We start from the raw sequence: 21,686 nt of genomic DNA, 5'->3' as shown, positions 1-21,686 counted from the left end.
GATCCGTTTAATATTATTAATTACCTTTTTTACGAAACACTGAGCGGCTTTCTTTGAGGGTCATTATACCGAGGTCTGTTTCTTTCTTCACCCTGGTCAATGTTCCCTCATCATCATACTCATAGAAAGTGGCAAAGTTGTTCTCATCCATTTCCGCCATCAGGCGCAATGTTTTTTCATCGTAAGCATAGGTTTTAATGGTAGCATCGTAAGGGAAAATACGGATATCATCTACCGCTGCTGATGCGGATGCAGGCAGTAACACCAGTATGGAAGTGGCTCCGGACGCCACATTAATTTCCCCTTCCACAAGCTTCCAGCCTTCTACAGCGGCTTTTACCTTGAGTACAATGTTGGTACCATTAGCAGACGGCGTGAAAGCAGGCATCGTCAGTCCCGTGCTGCCATCCTTTACCCAGGCAGAGAAAACATATTTCTTTGCAGGCAGGGGCTGGAATCCCTGCGGGTACAAGCCTTTGGTAAGTTTAATAATATACTGGCCGAACATATCTTTATTCAGGTAATTGCCATTGCCCGGCTTGTGTTCCAGTGAGTGAACAATTGCTTTCAGGGTAATAGTATTGGTTAACTTAAGGCTGTAATTACCTGAATGTGCGTCATCAGATTTAAGGTTGGTAAGTGAGCTGGTGCCTAACGCCGTACGGATATCAAAACTATCCATGCTACAAGACCCTGCGCCGCAAAGACCACTATACTTATAATCCTCAAAACCATCATAAAATACCTCCCGCTTCATCGCATTCCCGGCAACGGCCACCGGCACCACGCCCCTGTAACCAAAAGCAGCGCTGCTATACCGGAGCAATGCATCCTTATTCTCCATTTCCTGACCATACTGATCATACAAGGTTACATACCGGCTGGTTACCCAATTGGTATTGGCTGGAACAGGTCCCCATTTCCCCGTGGGAATATCATAATACCAGAAAGATTTAAACGTATTGTAATAACCGCTGCTACGCAGGTTAAGTCCGCCGCCCTTATTCGCAAAGATCTGGTGATCTGTACGGTTCACTTCATAGGTTTTTTCTTCAGACACCCGCCAGTTACCCAATATACCTGCCAGGTACGGATTTATCGTTCCTGCAAGGGGCCTGGTATCACATACATACGGATAGGTACAAAGATCCGCTATGCAGGAATACCTGGATATTCTCCGGTTTCCAGTCGCATCCAGGATATAGGTATTCACCTGTGCGCTGTTAACAAGATATAAAGTGGAGAACTGGATAGCGAGTTCCGCTTGTGTGTCTGTCATGGTACTGAGCACATCCGGCGATTGGTTATATATTTCCACGCCAACCGCTCCTGGATTACCGGTAGCTCCGCCAGGAACATTATAAAACTCAATACGGATCTTATGGGAACCGGCTGTAAGCGGAAGCGCTATTACAGTCCAACTTTGGTAGTTGGCAAGATCTGATCCTCCCGGGTTGGAAGTAACCACCTTCAGCGCATCATCTATATATAGCCTCATATAGTTATCGGACCCGTAACCCACCGAATATGTTCCGGAAGTAGTTACGGTAAAGCAGCTCTCCATCCCCATCCAGGTATTTACCAATAACTGGGCATTGTTCAGCCATACTCCCGATCTGTGCAACCTGCCGCAGGGTATTGCCTCCTCGGCAGCAAGTGTGTTCGTCTGCGCCTTGTAAGCAGTGTCGCCCTCACTTTGTGGAGTACCTGTATTCACCTCATTTGTGGAAGCAGTTTTGAAAGATGCTCCGCCACCAGTGCAGGCGCCGCCCCAGAAATTGGTTTTCTTCGTTACAGTAGTATTGTCTGATTTTTTGAAAACTACCCCATCAATACCATAGAGTGTACTTACGTCGTCAGGCACCTCGACCACTGTCAGGGTATCATTCATATTCCGGACCGACATTAACTGGCATTTGGTACTATCGGAACTGATTATATATCCTGGCGGACAACTGATACACATTTTCGCGCCCCATTCTTCTTCGTATAATACCGCCTTCGCATCTATTACTTTGTAAGAAGTATTATCCGCGTTGGAGAGAACAGCAAGTTTACCGCCCGCCAAAGGGTTCTTAAGACTTACCACCGTACCGGCAGTTGCGCCCAGCTGATTCCGGAAACCGGAACGATATACCTTTACATCGTGACTCAGACTCTTCACCAGGTTTCCGGCATCGTCAATCAATCGTATGCGGTTTACAGGATCACTGCTTGTCGGGCTACTGATTACCCAATACCGCTTGCCGTTTGCCTGCAGGTCAATTAACTCATCCCCACCTGTCAGGGAAGATGCGTAAGTGGCTCCCACCAATCCGTTAGCGTCGGTAGTGAAATTCTTTAATATGGCATTGACGTTTTTATAGGCGCCGGCCATTTTTCCATAGCTCCAGTAAGCCGGCATATTTACGGAATACACCGGGTCATCAAACTCATTATTGGTGCTCGTTACTACCGGCTGACCGGTATTGCGGTCAAACACCAGGTTGGAAGAAGTAATGGTAGAACCATTCACCGTTTTTACCACCTTTTCCAATATACCCGTTTGCTGCACGGTTTTAAGTACAGAAGCAGATCTGAATAATTTGTAACTGTCGTTATCCTTTCGGGGCCAGTGTGGGATAGGCAGTGGCCAGCTTATAACAGGGATCACGTCTACTCCCAGTTGTATGGATGTTCCCATATCACTGGTTTCCTGTTCACGCATATCCGCTACCAGTTCTATTTCCCGGCCAATCACTTCTGCAGGGTTAATGGTACCTTTTTCATCTATGGTAGTTACCGTATTATTTAACTTTTGCTTGCCCGCATCCAGCGCATCAGATTTATAATAATAAACAGTAGAAGAGATTTCTGAACCATTCTGATTAAATACTCTTTCTGCTTTGGGTTTACCATGCATATCATTCAGCCAGATAACATACCCTTGCGACATGCCCAGTTCGTATACCTGGTTTCCTCCTGCAAAATTGGTCCATCCGGCCGGACCTTTCCGTTCTACATCGGGTCTTGCCTGCACCTCTGTTATTACGGGGTAGTCTTTTGCGGTGTAAAATTCCTGCTGGATCCAACCGGTATTCTTTTGCGGATCGGCATTACCCGCAGCGTCCAGGTCGCGTATAATCACGTTGCTGTAGCCTATTTGCGGGGCCGGGAACAAACTTTCTCCAAAAGGTTCTTCGAGGTAGAAATAATTGGTCAGCGTGCCTTTGGATTCCTGGCTGTAAGGCACTGGCATCCGCATTGGGTTTTCATCCGGGCCAATAGACGGCTCATAGGATGCTACGCCACTGCTGATGGTTTGTCCGGATGCATTAGTAGTTCTGTACTCATACTGTTGCCCATAGGCCGCTGCCGGAGCGGTGCTACCACTCATTACATCCCAGCCATCAAACATCCGTATTTTTTTTACCCTTGCCGGTCCTCCTAACTTAATGCCATCCGCTTTTACTACGCGGGCAAAGCTTTTACCAATATTGACCTTTGTGGCAAAATTATTATCCCTTGCACGTTCATTAAAGTTCTTCTTTAGCTCGGCCAGGTTCCCGATTGCATTCACGATGGCCGTTAAAGCCCGTTCAATACCTGGCTCGTCCTGGATCCTGTCTTCAAAACCGGGGTACGCATACTTCGGATATTCCAGCCTCATTTTTTGCCAGGCCGCCATTATAAATGGATTGGCGGTCACCCTCCCCTCTGTGAGATCTTTAAAGAGTACATTAGTGGTCCCATCCCCATTGTTCTTAACCTTTACTACTTCTCCATAGCAGGAAATGTTATCAAAAAAAGTATCTGCTGTTTCCTCCGGTTTATCTGTAACGTTTACGTTTATACGTGCATAAAAATCATTCCGGCCGTTAAGATAATCGTTCACAAAGTTCTGAAGTATGGCCGCGTCATTCACTCCCCGCAAGGGGCCGGGAGTAGGTATTTTTATACCGTGTGCTTCTTTAAGATTACTGGCCGAGTTACCAACACTGTCGGTAATAAACGCTTTGATATCCACCATCTGCATCGCCTTCCGGTCCTGCACATACGCATAGTCACCCGATTCGTACTCCACTTCAATCCTTCCTCCTGTAGGCAATTTTATTGCTGACAGGTTCCACAGGCGCGCGTTATTGTTGGCAGCAGCCTGGTTCTGTATAGTATAGGGGAATTCATCATTCCGCATGCTGCCGGGATTCAAGCCTGTTCCTTTAAAAACACCCCAGCGGTCGGTGGACAAATAAGCATAAGACTGGTTGTAACTATATTCAAACTCATAGGGATGATTCCTTCCTTTCGTGGAAGATGCGTAGGTAAAATACACACTCTTCAAAGTGTTTTTACCACCCCCCAGGCTATTATTAGGTACGCCGGGACACAAATTGTTGTTATAATCGAGGTGAACCGTTTTTATAGGACGTGTAAGATCGCTTTTGGAATACAACCTGATCTCCTTCAGCTTACGTTGCTTAACGGTATTATCGCGGTGGCCGTATACGTCGCTCACGCCGAGCGCATCATCCCTGTCTGCCGTAAGGAAATAGGCAATTTTTGTTTTGGTTTCTATTGAGCTGAGATACCAAAGTTCCTTCTTGCCATAAATTACGCTTCCTTTATCATCTTCCGCATCTGCATTCAATCCACGGTTATATAACGCTTTACCGGCGTCCAGCGGGGCACGCCAGCCGTAACTGCCCGGCACTTTGGAATAATTGAACTTTACAGCGGTACCAAGATCATCATCTGTTATACCGTTGTTTGTAACATCTACGTAGTCGGGACTTAATATCGCCGTAAGCAGATAGGATGACGCGTATGGCGGCTGTTTTTCATGCTTGTAATATTTGTCCCTTCCAAAATCATGTACTATTTCCCCATCGCTGTCAACATCCATTCCGATCAGGTTCTTCGCAACATCGGCTGCATTGTTTTTATAGGTGGGATTTACTGCAAATGTAAATTCATCCTGTTGCAGGTTATAAACAGGCAAACCGTATACGGCTCTTTTGCCGTCATTTTCAGTTACCGTAATTTCTGAAATATGATGTCTTTTCCTGGTAGGATCATTTCTGAAGAACGTGTTCACTACTTCCGGTCCGCAGGCAGGAGGCGTGCTTAAAGTGGTATCATAAAATTTATAGGACTTAAAGCTGTTATTATTTGTAAGCATCGCTTCACCGGCTGTAAGATAGCTCACCGGCGAGTTTCTCAGCTGGCGGTCGGTTTTCTTTAATCCCGTCTGCGGGTATTCATTCCCATACTTATCGTGTATCTTTTTTTGTGATTTTCGGCCATCAAGTGATACCGCTACCATTTTTTCTCCCTGTATACTTTTTACATACCCTGTATCTTCTGCCGTTTGCTCACCCATCATTTTAAAATAGGTTTGTTCTTCCATTACTTTGGCAGGATCTGCATAGTAGTCTGCAATGAGAAGAAATGAATTGTCTTTTGTCCATTTCCTGGTAACATTGGTAACATTCTGATCATAAATGGTTACACCACCATGAAAATACCCTCCAAATCCATAATCCGCACCTATAGAAAAATTCCCCGACTGGTCTTCTGCCCTGGGGTCAAACACTACCCCGGAATTGCCCCGCTGCAGCCTGAACTGTCCGCTGCCAGCCTGGTTGGTGTAGGAAAAAACATCAGGGGTATTAACCGGTACAGCGAGGTTAGGCAGGCCGGGAATAACGGGATTATCTTTTTCACGTAAAAAATCCATCACCGCATTACCATCCTTCGTTCCCCTGTCGGCGTACAAATAACCATACTCTGGTGTCATCAGTTTATTCGTAAGCAGGGATTGCTTACTCATATACCCGGTTAGTCCACCTCCGGCAAAAACGGTAAAAGCATGCCCCCCAATTGTAATGGAATAAGATTGGTTGGAAGATTTATACCCGAAACCAATCCGCGGACTGAACGGCGGTGTGTTATAAGAGTAGGTAACACCTACTCCCGGGGCCAGTTCTCCAGGGAGAAAAGTCTTTGACAGCGCCATTTCTTTGTACCCTTCCCTGGTATTATAACTGAGATTTGCAGAAACGCCCGATAAATTGGTTGAATTGCCAGCCATATGAGCGTTCATAGACAAGCCTCCAAAAACGCTTACGCCACTGCTGGTATTTGAGTTTACTCCTGCGTTCAAACCTCCGGTAAGATATCCGCTGTTCACATCTCCCAAACTTAAACCGGCATTTACGCCAAACTCCGCTCCCATCCCGGTGTAGCTATCACTAAAAACTCCCAATGAAATAGATCCGGATACTTTCGCCACGTCGCCACCTTTCAGTTCCAGTCTTACTGTACCCCGTCCACCGTATGTAATTTTATCGGCAGTAAAATGCGTGGTAGCAATAGTGTCGCCGGCAAAGTCGTCCGGCACGCCACGCAGTTGCCGGTTAACGGCGCCCACGTTGAGGTTCCAGCCAAGTCCCACCCAGCTGGCTTCATCGTCGATTCCCACACCGGAAGCGTAATTCAGGTTAACAGGGTAACCATCAACATCCAGTAAGGGGATGTTGTATTTGAAGGCTCCTGAAAACAGGTCTACCATATCGTTTGTGCCATACGGCGCAAATTGCTTGTGCTCCGGTTGTGCCGGTCCTGAAGTCAGGGCCAGTGAATGAAGCGGCAACAACATCTCCGCAGTCAGGAGAAACAGGAAAAAAAATGCCAGCGCCTTTTTAATCTTTATATTTTGAATAATCATAACCTGCAGCTTATAGAATCTGATTTCTGGAGATAATTTTTTTGTAGCGGGAATACCAGCCTGGTAGATGTAAATAACCAGTCCTTGTAGATAAATGCAGCAGCCTGCACACTACTCAGCGGGCGTCTCTCAAAAATTACCAGGTATTCAATTCCTTTCATATTACCGTTGGCAATGCGTTGGGCCTGCAATGGCGCCAGCGTATCATGATTGAGCACCAGCTGAAAAACGGAATCCAGCCCATAACTGGCGCCCGGAGCTTCTTTCTTCCTCATGCCGGCCTCGTTTCCGGGCGAAAACACATTTATCTTAAAACACATTTCCGGGGAACCTTCTTTTCCTTTCCCTCCATTTACACGCTCCCAGCACTCCGGCAAATAGTTAAATGTTACTACGGTATTGCCTATACGTTTTTCCTGGTGCAACCCACTGGCCGGATCATTCATGATGGCTTTGAGATCGGTGCCGCCCGGGCGACAGGCAGATATTGACAGTACCACAAGTCCTATTAAATTCAAAACCTTTCCCATTATTCTGTTTCACTTTTATAGAGAAATCTAAGTTGTTTTACTTCGCCATCCGGGAGCTTAACCGTTAGCTGATAATAATAGCCATCTACGAATGACCTGTTGTCGGAAATATCTATTATTACATGGTTGTTCCCATTCTCCAGCTTCACTTCCGGGAGCTTGCGGATTACTTTTTTAGGATCCGTTATACCTGTGATCTGGTATTGCAGCGTGGTTTTCGCATAGATGTTTTGCAGGGCAAACAGTACTTTACCACGGGCCACATAAAAATTCCCCTTATCCAGATCCCTGATATCACGGAAACTCTCCGGTGTAAATGGTTTCACACTGTCGGTGCAGCTCACTTTAAAAGTCCATATTTCAGAAGTGGCCAGTATCATTCCTTCTTTGTATGCAGTAACCTGCCATACATATTGATGTCCTTCTTCCAATGCTTTAGCGGATGGCGGGAAGAAAAGCATGGGTAAATTGATATATTGCTGGTTGATTACCGGGAAATTATACCTGAGTGCTTCCACTTTAGCCTGGTCCGGCTTCCACTCTGCCAGCACCAGCCGGTACTGCAAGCCCGGTATCGCAGGTAGCAATGGCTGCCAGTAAAGCGACGGACGCTTATCACAGATATCATCCTCATCTGCCGGACTACTTAACAGCAACGGCGAAAAAGGTTGCAAATAGTAATCAAAACACTGCATACCGAGTGTTTCACCTGTATGGCCACCCTCATCCAGCAATTCAAAGCAATACTCATAATCTCCTTCTGTGAAGTAACCCGACTGGCGGCAGATCGTTGCAATTTTATTGTTGCCGAAATTAATACCGGCGCCGGTTATCAACCCCGGCGGCAATGGATTCACGCCGGGTTTTACTTCAAATGGTTTTGTTTTAATAGTCACGATACGTCCTTCTTTCGGCGCCGTCACCGTTATCTGCAAACTGGCTACCAGTCTTTGCGCAGCAGTACCGGCAATTCTTACCTGGAAAAGACCATCCATCGTTCGTCCCTGTACTTCAGGCAGAAATACAAATGATACCTGTGCAGTTACCTGCGCACTTATCAACAGTAAACATCCTATGATCCAATATGTAAGCCTCTTCATATACTATCTGTTCAATTGGTAATTTAAAGCCAGCTGCGTGCTGATGTTGCCAAAAAGATAATTTTGCGGGGTGTTCAGCAATTGCTTTCTGCAGTCTGCATACAGATTTACCTGTAGCCGTTCCAGCAATGCAGCGCTAACAGTTTGCCGTACGCCTATCTGCCGCACCACATTTTTATTATCGAGATAATTAATGCCACTGATACATGACCAGATTTTACCCAACTGGTAACTCCATCCTGTTTCTGCAGTAAAAAGATTACCATAGAGCGCCTGATCCTTCACATCTTTATTATAAAACAGGGAAACTGTAAGCACATGGCTGTTTATCACCACACTGTGATTGACATTCAGGTTAACCAGCAGGCTTTTCATCGGTAAAATATCCATCTGTTGCAGCCCAAAACTGAGGCTATTGTTCTGCATCCGCGAAAACAGTTTTCCGCTCAATTGTGACGAAACATTTATTTGCCTGCTCAGGTATCCCGTTTCCAGCAACCGCTCTGAGGTGCTCTTCATGGTTGATTGTCCCATGCGGGCCGAAAGGGAAAAATTCTTTTTTACTTTTATCCGGGTATCCAGCGTATACTGCCTGTTCCTCCACCCGGAAGACGCAGTGGCAGAAGTATTCATATCCTGCATATCTGTTCTGAATCCCACCATCACTTTCCGCTTATTCCAATACCGCTTTACATTGAGGCCATAACGCACGGTTCCCCTGCTGCCGCCCGGCGACCCGGGGTTCGTATAGGCCAGCCCGGAGTAATTGAGATACACCCGCTGTGACATGTGCTGGGCTTTCCATTCGCCACTGTAATCCAGTCCCGCTGAAACAGTTTGCCAGAAATCGTTCAACAGTGTGAATGCAGCTGTTTTGGATGAAAGTGCGTAACTGTTTCCGGTAGCAGCATTATTGAATTCATTATTCGACTTCGATATATCTGCTGTTATACTTCCGTATTCACCCAGATCTATTTTTTCAGAAAAAGCTCCAACGAATATGTTACGTTTCAGGCTTGACGCACTGAACTGCCGGTAATCCTTATTTTTTGTATTGGCATTCATTAACGCCACATGGCTGTGCGCTTCATTGATATCTCCTTTACCCATTTGCAGGAACTGCATGCTGTAAGCGCCGGGATCAAGAGAAGAACTAAAATTCTGATCCCTGATATCACCTCCCTGCCGGGTAGTTCCGAGGCCCAGCATAAGAAAACTGCCTTTATTAAGAAAGGAGCCCTGCACACCGGACATAAAAAGATCCTGTACACCACCCTTACTGCCATTGGCAGCTATGTTACCGACATTAAGGCTTTTGGCCTGGAGTAACAGCCGTTGCAGGAAATTGAGAGGCAACAATTCTTTAATACTTCTTTTCTGCGCTTCAGGATCGTTGAGGCGCTGCCGGATATCACCGGTAGCCTTATGCTCGGCAGACAGTGTTTCCCTGGCCTGTAAGCCCTGTGCCACAGAGGTTTTCAATGTTTCAATCCTGCTGAGGTAATGGCGCGCGGCCATCACGGTTTTCCCGTGGGCAGATACCGAGTCCATACCGGCAGTAATAGTTCCTTTCAGATCCTCATCTGTAAGCTGCAAGGTTTTATCGTTCAACAACAGCTGTCTTATCTGGCTGCTATCCAGGAAAATCAATTGCTCCGGGGTTGTCAGGTTATTAAATGCGGTGGCCTGAAGAGGATCTGCCATTGCTTTCATTTCATCCTGTATATCAGTGAGCTGTTTTGAGGCAAAAGATTTAACAGCGGTTGTTACATCAATATCACCCAGGAAATATTTTTTAAGATCGTATGTTTTGTTAAGATACCCGTTCATCCTTTCCAGGTAAGCATCTTTATCAAATGAAAATTTCTTCAGTTGTTGTCCCATCAGGGCATTATCAAACGGGGATGTTCCTGCCAGGCTGTTATAAACAATATTCACCGGGATATTGCCCACTACCACCATATCTTCCAGCTGTACGCCAATACCGGATTTCACCACTGCTCCCGGCGTATTATCATAAAAAGCACTGCCGGACAATAACTTAAAATGATTATCATATGCGCCGGCCTTCATAAAGGCCGATGCTTCGGATTCATTCCTGAGCGCATAGAATCCCCTTAATTTTCCGGCTACATAAGAAGATATCTTAGCAGTATCTCCAAACATCTGGTAGCTGCGGCTTAACTGCTGCAACTGCCTGGGCCCATATACCGAGTTAACATGCCTGTAAAAAAGCTGACGGGCGGTATCGTTTAACACGGGCGCTAATTTCCCGGGATTGCTTTTCCCTGTTAATTTTACCTTGCTGTTCAGAGAGTCTATCAACGCTGTTTGTAAAGCCGGATTTGTCCTGAGCAGTGTGTTATACGCCTGTTGCGCCATAGAAACCACCGGCAGCAGGCTGATAAAAAACAAGAGATAAAAAGTTTTCAATGAATTGCTCATAGGATGTTCAGTTTTCCTGTAAGATGAGTGCATTTATAAAGCGCCATAGGCCGGGTTCAATTTTCAGTATATCTCCACTTTCCCGGAGCGCGGTTTTGGCCGGAGTAGTAAGGGATAACTTAATAAATAAGAAAGATAAACGAAGCTTCATGGTATAAGAGTTAATGCCAGCCGGCATTGGGGGAACGCCGGTAGAATAAAAACAAATGCCTGATCGCACTTCAGATTACACAGGTATACCACCAACACCACTGATGGTATGCACAATATCAATCCCCTTTCCCTTTAGATAAATAGTATTCCCCGGAAAGCTGACGGGTACCTGAATAGTAGTATACATTGCACAGACGACATAGAGGATTAACAACAAATATTTCATGGTATAACATTTCAAAATAGACGATAAGGACAAACAAAATATAGTGGGCTGACCACCTTGGCTACATGACTCTAATTATTTGCAAGGTACTCACACCATTTTTGGATTTCAATAACACGTTAGTGTAAAATATGTTACTGACAATATAAAAGTAAGAAGCGGCAACGTATTGTATGTGCGTAGTCTTTGGGAGTAGAAAAAGAATCCGGTATCTGCACAAGATTAGTTTACTAACAGGAACAACTACTCATGTCCCGTTATTATACACTTTTCCTGAAATGAGAAAGGTATACCTTCCATGAACTTCTTCACAGGAGGTACACCTTTCTTTCAAGAATACTATTTCTTCTCCAACAACCCGGCAATCCTATTATACAACTCCACTCCCTTCAATCCCCGCGCAATCACTCTTCCCTGTTCATCAAGCAGGAAATTATCAGGGATGCCCTGTATACCAAAAAACTGCGCTACCGGTTCGTCCCATTTTTTTAACCCGGAAACATGATGCCAGGGCATACCGTCCTTTATGATAGCGGCTTTCCAGCGATCAGCGTTATCATCCAGTGATACGCTGATGATATCAAATCCTTTTTCATGAAACGCATTGAATGCCTTTACCACATTAGGGTTTTCTGCCCGGCAGGGCGCACACCAGCTGGCCCAGAAATCTACCAGCGTTACTTTGGCGTGTTGCACCACTTCTTTAAGATGTACTTCTTTACGCGCGGTATCCAGCGACGTAAAGGAAGGCATCACTACGCCGGTCAGCGTTTTCTTCGCTGTTTCAAGGCGACTGGCAAAATCTTTTCCCAATGGCGTTTGTTTTAAGGAAGGCGACAGCTTTTCAAAGAGCGGGGCGGTTTTCTGAAACTGCATGGTGTTACCGGCTATAACATTTAACGCCTCCAGCGACATAAACGAAGCAGGATGCGTTTTAATAAACCGGATACGTATTGCTTCCATAGAATCCAGGCCGGTATAGTATTCCTTTTCCAGCGCAGCAAAGGCGGGCGTTTTGCGTTGTTCTGGGGTGCTTTTAACGGCTTCCATTTTAAGGGCCAGCAGCCGTTTGGAAGTAACAGCTATCGCTTTTTCCAGTTCCTGGTAATCTGCATTTACTTTACCTGAAGTGATGATGCTGTTGCGAAGGGAATCCTTTGCGTGGAGCCGGATGTTACCTTCTTCGAGATAAAAGCGGTAGTTATCACGGATCTCCGTTGGCTTGATTGGTTTATGCAGGGCAATGTAGGATAACACCGGCTGACTGATACTTCCTTTGAACTCAAAGTGTCCGTCTGTGGCAACCGTGGAATCTGTTACCTGTTTGTTATCCCGCAGATAATAGATAAATACGGAGTCTTTTCCTTTCCATTCTTCCACTGTTCCTTTCAGGTGGAAGTTTTGTTGCTGGCCCATTGCAAAGCCCGGAAGTAATATAAAAATGCTGAGAATATTTTTCATGAGATGTTTTTTTTAGTTGATTACTCGTAACCTTCGTTCTGTGTAAGATTTGGATTCTTTTGCCTGTCGCCGAGAGGAATGGGCAACAGGATAGCTTCTTTACGCCACCGCGTTTTACGGATGGGATACAAGGCATCTGCCTGCCCGGTGCGTTTCACATCAAACCAGCGATGTCCCTGCTCACCAAACAGCTCTGTCATCCTTTCCTTGTAAATCATTTGTAACAGCGCTTCTTTGGCGATACCTGGATTCACGTCAGCCAGTAAGGGAATGCCTGCGCGTTTACGTATCACATCAATATCTGCAATCGCATCTGCCAGCTTGTTTTGCTGCGCCCTGGCTTCTGCACGGATCAGGTACTGCTCTGCCAGGCGGAACATCACTACGGCTTCGTTGCTGCCATTATTCAAGGCTTTGTATTTATAATACGCCGTATCTCCATTGGATGCTTTAAGCGTCCAGGCAGACAGCCGCAGATCCCCTGCTTCAAAGGATCCGGCCAGCCAGGTAGTGAAACGGAAAACGGGATTGGTAAGACTCCCAGTCATCCGGCTTCCTTCCATCGTATAATTGTTGGTACCTGCGTTGGCAAACTGAAAGATAGCTTCCTGTGATGTGAGCAGGAATACGTTCTTCAGGGAATCTATGGCATACGGACCGGCAGCTATCACTGCAGTGGCCTGCTTTTCGGCTTCCGCCCAATTCTTACGGTACAACTGTACCCTGGCTAACAAAGCGGTGGCAGTCCATTTATTGGCGCGGATCCGCTTACCCGCCTCTGTAAATACGGTGCCTGCATTTTCCTGCGCATAGGCCAGGTCGCTAAGTATAAGGTCATACACTTTATCAACGGGCATGCGTGCCAGCAGCGCGTTAGTCCGGTAGTCGGATGTAACGGGCATAGGCACATCGCCGAATGAATTCACTAAATAGAAATAGCAATATGCGCGGAGAAAATGTCCTTCTCCAAGCAACTGCCGTTTCACCGGCGCAGATACGCCGGGTGCTGCTGCTACATTTTCCAGCAGCACGTTTACCTGGTACAGCATATTATACAAACCCGCCCAGATGGTATTCACTCCGCTGGAGGAGGCGGTGAGATTATTATCCACAAACGCCTGGTTGTCGTCGTTATAGGTAACACATTTCAGTTCATCGGATGCAATCCCCAGGCAGGAAGAAAGCGTACCGCTGAAAGGCCCGCTGCCCCACACATTCTGGGTACTGGCATAAACACCACGCATCGACGAATTGGCTTTTTCATCGTCAGCAAAAGCAGCGGCTGTACTAATCTGGCTGTTGGGAAGCGCTACGTCTACAAATTTATTGCAGGAAACTCCCAGCATCAGCGTTGCCAGTAAAAATTTATATCGGAAATTCATTGTCATGTTATTCGCTGTTAAAATGATTTAAAAACCAACCTGCAAACCTGCGGTGATAGTTCGTAATGGCGGCAGTCTGTTCAGCCACGCCGTTTCGGGATCCACTACCTTCATGGGCGTCCAGGTGAGCAGGTTCTGTGCAAGTCCGTATACCCTCAGATTGCTGATCCTGGCTTTCTTCAACCAGCCGGCAGGCAGCTCCCAGGAAAGCGAGATGTTTTTAAGACGCAGGAAAGACGCATCGCCATATCTGAGATCGGAATAGAAAGCTGCATTCCAGCCGGACAAAGAATTAGATGCGCCGCTGTTGGCGGTAATCAGTTTCTGATAGGCCGCATCATCCCCGGGATGTTTCCAGGTGTCCATCGCTTCATAAGGCAGATTTTGCATAGCACCCGCAGGTAAATAAGTAAAGCCGGAAGTCATATACGACATCCAGTTCACCCCTTTCTGTTTGGTAAACTGTAAGAGAAAATCGAGCGTTAACCGTTTAAAGCGGATGGTGTTGGTCATACCGCCATAGTATGCCGGATCGGTATCAAACAACGGCTGCAGATCTCCGCCGGAAGTGTTTGCACTCACCTGGAAGGTGCCGTTCTTATTGAGGTCTTCAACAGTATATAAACCTGTGTTGGGATCTATACCGGCATACCTGGCAATGTATACCAGGTTCAGCGACCTTCCTATCTGGTAAGAAGAAGCATAAGAAGTCTGGTCCAGTCCATCAAAACGCAGCAGTTTATTATCAGGAAGAGTGAGATTAAAATGCGTCACCCACTCAAAATTTTTCTTCCGGATATTATTGCTGGTAAAGGTAAATTCAAATCCCCTGTTCTGTACCAGTACTCCCGCGAGGTTGGCGGTGATGGTGCTAAAGCCGGTAATACCCGGCAACGGATATTGTACCAGCGGATCACTGGAGCGGTTGCGGTACCAGGCCGCGGAAAACAGGATCCTGTCTTTCAGGAATCCCGTTTCCAGCGCGACTTCCAGCTTCAGGTTCTTTTCCCAATGCAGGTCTGGTTTAAACAGGGCGGAAGGAGTAAAAGCAGTCTGATTGCCATACGTGGGATAAAAGATATAAGAAGTATAGGCATCAAGATATTTATAATCACCTATCTTATCATTACCGGTAATGCCGTAGCTGGCGCGCAGCTTCGCAAAGCTGATCACGGGCACAGCCTGCATAAAAGGTTCGCCGGATAATAACCAGGCTCCCCCCACTGCCCCAAAGTTGGAGAAGCGGTAGTTTGGTCCGAAACGGCTGGAGCCATCTCTTCTGCCGGAAAAGTTCAGGATATATTTATCGTCATAGTTATAATTAACACGACCAAAAAATGCCTGGTATTTGTACTCGCTTGAAATGCTGGAAGGGCTTATAAAAGCATTGGCGGGAATGCCTGTCATTGATCCCAGGAATTCATCACTGGTATATCCTTTTACGGTGAAGCTGTAGCCTTTGTTTTGCTGGCTCTGGTAAGTAGCGCCGGCAAGGATATCCAGCCTGCTTTTACCAAATGAGGTGGCATATTCCGCCTGTGGCTCCACAATCCAGCTTTTGAAATTATTATTCCCAAAAGCAGCTCTGCCCGTGAGGTCTGGTGTTTGCGGATTCTGCGCGGTTTTAGGTACGAGGCTCAGTTCATTTACCGTCATGGCGTTATAGCCAATACTGCTGCGGATAGTAAGGCCCGGCAGTATCATATACGAAAGCAGCGCATCGGCCATAAGGCTTTCAGTGGTCGCGGAATATTTCTGAAGCATATAGGCCAGGGGGTTATCCATCGAGATGCCTTTTTCATTCCACATTAGTCCACCGGCAGAATCATAGAGTGCGTAATTAGGCGGCATGGTAATAGAGCCTGCGAGATCCCTGCTGCTGGTAGTATTTTTACTGGAAGAATAATTTGCGCGGAAAGCGCCGTTGAACTTACGATCGTTGGAACGGGTGTTCAGATTCAACTGGCCGGAAGCCCGGGTGTTGGGAAATTTACCGGGATACACATCTGTTTCACGGTAGTAGCCACCGCCTGCGAGGTATTGTACCAGCTCCGATCCGCCGGAGATAGACGCCTGCGCATTGGTAGTAGTGGCGGTACCGCCTATCAGTTGTTTGGCAAGATTATTATCGCGCGTGGTATCCCATACCAGCAGGTCGTATGCGTTAGCGATGGTTTTTACTTTGTTATCATTGGCAAAGGCTTCATTACGCATGGCCACGTAATCTTTTGTACTCAGCAAATCCGGGATTTTAGCACGGCTCCCGCCGGAAGTAATATTAAGATTAAAGCGGGTGGCGCCGGCCTTGCCACGGCGCGTAGTGATGAGCACCACGCCATTGGCGCCGCGGCTGCCGTAAATAGCCGTGGCGTCTGCATCTTTCAGAATTTCTATGCTTTCTATATCCGCCATGTTGATGCTGTTAATCGGACTAAGACCGGTAGATGAATAGGCAGAGATAGCAGATTGCAGCAGGTTTATGTTGGCATTGTTGGCGGCCAGCGGAATACCATCCAATATAAAAAGCGGTTCATTACTGGCACTGTTGTATTTGTCGACCTGTGTACGGCCGCGGATCTCCACTTTAAATCCTGCGCCGGTCACACCGGTGGTTTGTGTAATGATTACGCCGGGCGTTCGGCCCTGTAAAGCCGCGAGCACATTGGATACAGGCGCCTGGTTTAATTCTTTCCCGCCTACTTTATCAATATTACCTGTGGCCATACGCTTTGAAGTGAAGCCGTACGCCTGTACTATTTTTTCATCCAGTGCGCTCACGGATGCTTCCATCACCACGCGCATCGGTGTACCGGCAGGCGGCACTATTACTTCTCTTGTTTGAAAACCGATAAAAGTGATCTGCAACGTTTCGCCTGGTTTGGCTTTAATGGAGAACTTACCGGAAGCGTCGGTACTCACATAATCAACCGTTCCTTTTACGCGGATGTTGGCGCCGGGCAAGGGAGAGCCATCCACAGCGATGATGATCCCTGTTACTGCACCCTGGTCAATAACAGCTTCCGGCACAATTTCCTTCTCCCGGATAATAATATTTTTATCCCGGATACTGTATACCAGGGAGCGGTCTTTTAATATCCCTGTCAGAAAGGCTTCCAGGGGAATATCTTTTACCGCCACCGAAACCGGCGTCGTGGCTTTAATTAATTCCAGGTCGTAAAATACGAGGTAGCCGGTTTGCTTCCGGATCTCTGAAAAAACCTGGTTCAATGGAATGTTATTAGCATTCAGTGTCATTGTTTGTGATACCACTTTGGCGGATACATGTAAACAACAAACTAACAGGAGATAAGCGGTGAATCGCATAACCCGGATGATTTTAGCCAGGAAACTGCTCTTGGTTCCACTGGTTGATTTTTTGGAACGTCCCAAAGGGCCAGACATGGGATGGCCCTTACAAAGCGCATAAATTTGCATACTTTTGCAATAGTTAATGGTTGATTAATAATGAGTCTACCCAGACTTTTCTATTTAAGTAACCAGGCTACTTACCGCTCCGGTTGCCCCCGGGGCGGTTTTCGTTTGTATTACTGCGACTGTACTACCAGCCGCTTTCCTTCTTCTATATGTACATTTACTTTCATCATGCGCATCACCTCTACGATATCGGAGAGGTGGAGGTTTCTTGATAACTGGCCGCCAAAGATGCGGTGCGGTACAGGTCCTTTGTAAATCACTTCCACATCGTACCAGCGCGATACCTGTCGTAATACTTCTTCCAGGTCCATCTTTTCAAAATCAAAAATGCCGTTCTTCCAGGCTATCACCTGCGATAGCGCTGCGGGTGTGAGCGATTTGATTACTACGCCGGCAGTACGGGGATTTGCCTGCGCCTGTTGCCCCGGCTGCAGCAATATTTTATCACTGCCTTTCACCACCTGTACGCGCCCATCGGTCAGGGTGGTCTGGATACTGCTTTCCTCCGTATACGCGTTCACGTTAAAGTGTGTTCCCAGTACTTCCACGGAAACGCCTGCCGGAAGGCTCACCCGGAATGGTTGTCCGGGCATTGGCGCCACTTCAAAGTAAGCTTCTCCCGTAACTGTTACCAATCGCTCTTTACCGGTAAATGCAGTAGGATAACGGATAGAGGAAGCCGCATTAAGCCATACCGCTGAATTATCCGGCAGTACTAACCTGAACTGTCCTCCCCGTGGTGTGGTGAGTACATTGTAGCTCACTTCACTGCCGGCGGCTTTCACGTCATACTTCAGCTCCCCCGCATTTTGACTGATAGCAGTATTCCCCTGCTGAATCAGCTGTTTGCCGCTGCTGTCCAGCACTACCTGTGTACCATCTGCCAGTGTAAGCACGGCTTTATTTGTACCTGGCGGCACGTCTGTCTTTTTTGCAAACTGCGGCGCCGGCGGGCGGCTATGGTCACGAAGAAAATAAGCCGTACTTCCCAGCAGGAACAGCCCTGCGGCTGCCGCCCACCACCACTTCCGGGCAAACATTTGTTTTACCGGTGGCGTTGCTGCCGGCAGCTGCGCCAGGATCTGTTGATACAATTCATCAGCCGCAGCGGCGGGCAACGTGATGTCTGTTGTGTGCCTGGCCATTAATTCATCCAGTATTGCTTCATCGGGCTCACCTTCCCGCAACGCCGCCATTAATTCAGCTTTCTCTTCAGGCGGGGCGGTCTGGTTATAAAACCGGTTAAGCAAATATTCCCATCTTGCTCTTTGCATATTGGTGGTTTGATAAGATAAAGTGGTCCTATTTACATTACTGACAACCGGGAGGGAAAGAAGGGGTAGTGGAGGAAAAAAAATTCTCAGTGGCGTACTTCCAGCAAACAGATAGCCAGCAGGCCGATGGTGTTGCCGTTATCTTCCAGGTATTGTTTTACTGACCGGAGTGCAGCCATCATATGTTTTTTAACAGTTTCCCGGGAGATATTTAACTGGTAAGCGATATCGTCATGCTTAAGCCCTTCCAGGCGGCTCATGCGGTATACCCGCTGCTGTTGTGCCGGCAATTGGCCGATAGCCTTATGCAGTAACTGTTCCAGCTCTTTTCCCAGCGCAGCTTCTTCGGTATGATTGTGATCTTCCCGGAAAGGATACAGCTCCCTGATAATGCTTTCTTCATGCGCCCGGCGTTTCATCCCGTTCAACACCTGGTTGCGGGTCATCCTGTTAATATATGCGGGCAGGTTGTCAATGGTGTGCAGCGATTGCCGGTTTATCCAGATCTTTATCAGTACGTCCTGCACCACATCTTTGGCAATAGTGTCGGATGCCGTCATCCTCAGTGCGAAAGAATAAATAAAGGGATGATAGCGGTCGAACAACTGCCTGAACGCCGACTCCTCTCCCACGGCCAACTGCTCCAGCCATTGCCGCTCCAAATTCATATTTTCTTGCATGTTCCGAAACCTGCCTCCCCCGGCAGTAATTGGTTGATTTGCGGTTAAAAGTAGTAAAAAACTGATAGTTCCGGTAATATGTATCCCGGCAGCAATGATGCATCTCTTTCTGAATAATAAATGAGCAGAACTTCCTAACTTCCCACACAACTTTGCATATCAGTTATGAGATGGATCACCCGGGAACGCCCTAAAATAGACAGGCTCGCCTGCCCCTGGCTTATCAAAAGATTTGTAGACGCCGGCGCGGAATTTATTTACGTGCCGTTCAATGATGTACTGCCAATGGCCGCCCAACTGAACGCAATCCCCTTTGATATTGCCGGCGTGGAATACACGCACTACGACGATCTCTGCACCTTCGACTATATCATCAAAAAACACCACATTGAAGACAGCGCCGTTCTTGCCTTAGCTCCCATCGTTCGCGGAGCGGATACCGACCGGCACGACCTCGCCCCGCAGGCATCGGGCCTCTGGGCCATCTCCGCAGGCATGGCCTATGATGAACCGGATGATCATAAGCTGCTGGAAAAAGGAATGCTGCTGTACGATTCCCTGTACAGCTGGGCCAAATACTTACAACATGTTAAACATACCCAGCAACCTTTTGAAAACCAACTGCTGGACATCTTTAATAAATTTCTGCAACGCGAAAAAGACACTAAAAAAATACCCGCCTGGGCAAAAGAACTCAAAGAAATTATACAGGACCAGATCGATACCAACCTCAATCTCAGCCTGAAAGGACTCTCCGAAACACTGCAGGTGCATCCCGCCTATTTATCACGCGAGTTCTCCAAATATTTTGACAACCTTTCCTTTGGGGATTATATCCGCAAATTACGGATTGATAAAGCTATTCAGCTCCTCTCCTCCACCAATCATTCGCTCACGGAAATAGCCTATCTCACCGGCTTTTCAGACCAGAGCCATTTTACCCGGATCTTCAGGGTACATACCGGTAAAAGTCCATCTGCCTATAAAAAAAGTTTAGGGAAAAAGTAAAAACTATCCTAAACCTTCGTTTTCGTGCTATTTTTTTGTGACGGGTTGTCGGACTTTACAGCCAAATTGAGCTGCTGAAGAATAATGGACACTAATAATACCACACCTTACACGCTTCGCCAACTGGTACTTTATTTCCTCGGACTGGGTACCTGGGGCTTTGGCGGCCCGGTAGCGCTGGCCGGCTACATGCACCGCGACCTGGTAGAACAACGCAAATGGATCAGTGAAGAGGATTATAAAGAAGGTCTTGCTTTGGCGCAACTCGCCCCCGGACCACTGGCCGCCCAATTGGGCATTTACATCGGGTATATTCATTACCGCATCCTGGGCGCCACGCTCGCAGGACTGGCATTTGTGCTGCCCTCATTCATCATGGTGGTGATACTGGGTTTCATCTATACCCAATGGCAGGGAATTCCCTGGATGCAGGCCGTGTTTTATGGCGTTGGCGCAGCAGTAATAGGGATCATCGCTATGAGCGCCTGGAAGCTCACCCGTAAATCTATCGGCACAGATAAATGGCTGACAGGCATCTATCTTATTACAGCCGCCTACACCATATGGAAAGAAAATGAAAACATCTGGCTTTTCCTCGGCGCAGGGCTTATTTACTGGTGGCTGAAATCTCCCCGGAAAAAAATATCTCTCCCGAAAAAGAAGCCGGCAGATCTTATTAAATCATTATCATTTCCGCTCCTGTTCAACACCTCCCTCTCTACATCAGGCAATACCCTCTGGCAGCTCCTCCTGTATTTTACCAAAGCCGGCGCACTGGTTTTTGGCAGCGGCCTCGCCATTGTTCCATTCCTGTATGGTGGCGTGGTAAAGGAACATGCGTGGTTAAATGAACAACAGTTTATGGACGCAGTAGCCGTAGCCATGATCACTCCCGGCCCCGTAGTGATAACAGTGGCCTTCATTGGTTTCCTGGTAGCCGGCTTTGCCGGCGCCTGTGTAGCGGCTTTAGGCACCTTCTTTCCCTCCTACATTTTTACCGTGGTACCGGCGCCTTACTTCAGGAAATACGGGAAACATCCCGGTATCAAAGCGTTTGTGGATGGTGTTACCGCTGCCGCTATCGGCGCTATTTCCGGCGCGGTGGTTGTATTGGGCAAAAGATCACTGACCGATGCCTATACCATCGCTATTGCCATTATTACGGTGGCCATATTATGGCGGTTTAAAAAAGTACCCGAGCCGCTTATTATCCTCGCAGCAGCAGGTATCGGGCTTTTGCTGAAAAATATCCAATGATTGTAATATCTTAACAGAACATTTCCCAC

The 21,686-nt window shown here is 47.1% G+C and carries 12 protein-coding genes; 2 read left to right on the top strand and 10 right to left on the bottom strand.

Annotated elements, in window-relative coordinates:
* Positions 1–16 precede the first annotated feature (16 nt).
* The 10 genes from PV783_RS18085 to PV783_RS18040 all read right to left on the bottom strand — a co-directional run bounded on the left by PV783_RS18085 (position 17) and on the right by PV783_RS18040 (position 19,380).
* Positions 17–6,706: a hypothetical protein gene (locus PV783_RS18085; RefSeq protein ID WP_420989052.1), complete on the bottom strand. Its 6,690-nt coding sequence runs from the start codon at positions 6,704–6,706 to the stop codon at positions 17–19.
* Positions 6,703–7,236, bottom strand: coding sequence for a hypothetical protein (locus PV783_RS18080; RefSeq protein WP_111580564.1), 534 nt, complete (start codon positions 7,234–7,236; stop codon positions 6,703–6,705). Before PV783_RS18080 ends, PV783_RS18085 begins: the two co-directional genes overlap by 4 nt.
* Complete coding sequence (locus PV783_RS18075; RefSeq protein WP_420989051.1) at positions 7,236–8,336, bottom strand: hypothetical protein; 1,101 nt, start codon at positions 8,334–8,336, stop codon at positions 7,236–7,238. Before PV783_RS18075 ends, PV783_RS18080 begins: the two co-directional genes overlap by 1 nt.
* Before the next feature lie 3 nt (positions 8,337–8,339).
* Positions 8,340–10,781, bottom strand: coding sequence for a hypothetical protein (locus PV783_RS18070; RefSeq protein ID WP_420989050.1), 2,442 nt, complete (start codon positions 10,779–10,781; stop codon positions 8,340–8,342).
* Between the two features lie 7 nt (positions 10,782–10,788).
* Complete coding sequence (locus tag PV783_RS18065) at positions 10,789–10,932, bottom strand: hypothetical protein (protein WP_168771543.1); 144 nt, start codon at positions 10,930–10,932, stop codon at positions 10,789–10,791.
* 567 nt (positions 10,933–11,499) lie between these two features.
* Positions 11,500–12,621 carry a thioredoxin-like domain-containing protein gene (locus PV783_RS18060; protein ID WP_420989049.1) on the bottom strand — a complete coding sequence of 374 codons (1,122 nt, stop codon included), beginning with the start codon at positions 12,619–12,621 and terminating at the stop codon, positions 11,500–11,502.
* Positions 12,622–12,641: 20 nt separating this feature from the next.
* A complete protein-coding gene (locus PV783_RS18055; protein WP_420989048.1) occupies positions 12,642–14,009 on the bottom strand; it encodes a RagB/SusD family nutrient uptake outer membrane protein in 1,368 nt (455 codons plus the stop codon).
* Positions 14,010–14,030: 21 nt separating this feature from the next.
* Complete coding sequence (locus PV783_RS18050) at positions 14,031–17,327, bottom strand: SusC/RagA family TonB-linked outer membrane protein (RefSeq protein ID WP_420989047.1); 3,297 nt, start codon at positions 17,325–17,327, stop codon at positions 14,031–14,033.
* 221 nt (positions 17,328–17,548) lie between these two features.
* Positions 17,549–18,712, bottom strand: a complete 1,164-nt coding sequence (locus PV783_RS18045; protein ID WP_420989046.1) for a FecR family protein — start codon at positions 18,710–18,712, stop codon at positions 17,549–17,551.
* 86 nt (positions 18,713–18,798) lie between these two features.
* The gene (locus tag PV783_RS18040; protein ID WP_420989045.1) at positions 18,799–19,380 is read right to left on the bottom strand and encodes an RNA polymerase sigma factor; all 582 of its coding nucleotides are present in this window, start codon (positions 19,378–19,380) and stop codon (positions 18,799–18,801) included.
* 177 nt (positions 19,381–19,557) lie between these two features.
* Between PV783_RS18040 and PV783_RS18035 the strand changes: the two genes are divergently transcribed.
* Together PV783_RS18035 and PV783_RS18030 are read left to right on the top strand one after the other, a co-directional pair.
* A complete protein-coding gene (locus PV783_RS18035; RefSeq protein WP_079467664.1) occupies positions 19,558–20,400 on the top strand; it encodes a chromate resistance protein ChrB domain-containing protein in 843 nt (280 codons plus the stop codon).
* Between the two features lie 84 nt (positions 20,401–20,484).
* Positions 20,485–21,657 (top strand): chromate transporter, encoded by a 1,173-nt coding sequence (locus tag PV783_RS18030; protein WP_420989044.1) that lies wholly within the window; start codon positions 20,485–20,487, stop codon positions 21,655–21,657.
* Positions 21,658–21,686 lie beyond the last annotated feature (29 nt).

Origin of the sequence: Chitinophaga sp. CC14, from assembly GCF_048957795.1 — a bacterium.
GTDB lineage: Bacteria > Bacteroidota > Bacteroidia > Chitinophagales > Chitinophagaceae > Chitinophaga > Chitinophaga ginsengisegetis.
The sequence above is the reverse complement of the archived record's forward strand: the minus strand, read 5'-3'. Positions and strand labels throughout refer to the sequence as shown.

Coding starts and splice junctions, on each gene's coding strand:
- PV783_RS18065 (WP_168771543.1), bottom strand. CDS start 10,932: ATGAAGCTTCGTTTATCTTTCTTATTTATTAAGTTATCCCTTACTACT.
- PV783_RS18060 (WP_420989049.1), bottom strand. CDS start 12,621: ATGAAAAATATTCTCAGCATTTTTATATTACTTCCGGGCTTTGCAATG.
- PV783_RS18040 (WP_420989045.1), bottom strand. CDS start 19,380: ATGAATTTGGAGCGGCAATGGCTGGAGCAGTTGGCCGTGGGAGAGGAG.
- PV783_RS18045 (WP_420989046.1), bottom strand. CDS start 18,712: ATGCAAAGAGCAAGATGGGAATATTTGCTTAACCGGTTTTATAACCAG.
- PV783_RS18030 (WP_420989044.1), top strand. CDS start 20,485: ATGGACACTAATAATACCACACCTTACACGCTTCGCCAACTGGTACTT.
- PV783_RS18070 (WP_420989050.1), bottom strand. CDS start 10,781: ATGAGCAATTCATTGAAAACTTTTTATCTCTTGTTTTTTATCAGCCTG.
- PV783_RS18050 (WP_420989047.1), bottom strand. CDS start 17,327: ATGCGATTCACCGCTTATCTCCTGTTAGTTTGTTGTTTACATGTATCC.
- PV783_RS18085 (WP_420989052.1), bottom strand. CDS start 6,706: ATGATTATTCAAAATATAAAGATTAAAAAGGCGCTGGCATTTTTTTTC.
- PV783_RS18075 (WP_420989051.1), bottom strand. CDS start 8,336: ATGAAGAGGCTTACATATTGGATCATAGGATGTTTACTGTTGATAAGT.
- PV783_RS18035 (WP_079467664.1), top strand. CDS start 19,558: ATGAGATGGATCACCCGGGAACGCCCTAAAATAGACAGGCTCGCCTGC.
- PV783_RS18055 (WP_420989048.1), bottom strand. CDS start 14,009: ATGACAATGAATTTCCGATATAAATTTTTACTGGCAACGCTGATGCTG.
- PV783_RS18080 (WP_111580564.1), bottom strand. CDS start 7,236: ATGGGAAAGGTTTTGAATTTAATAGGACTTGTGGTACTGTCAATATCT.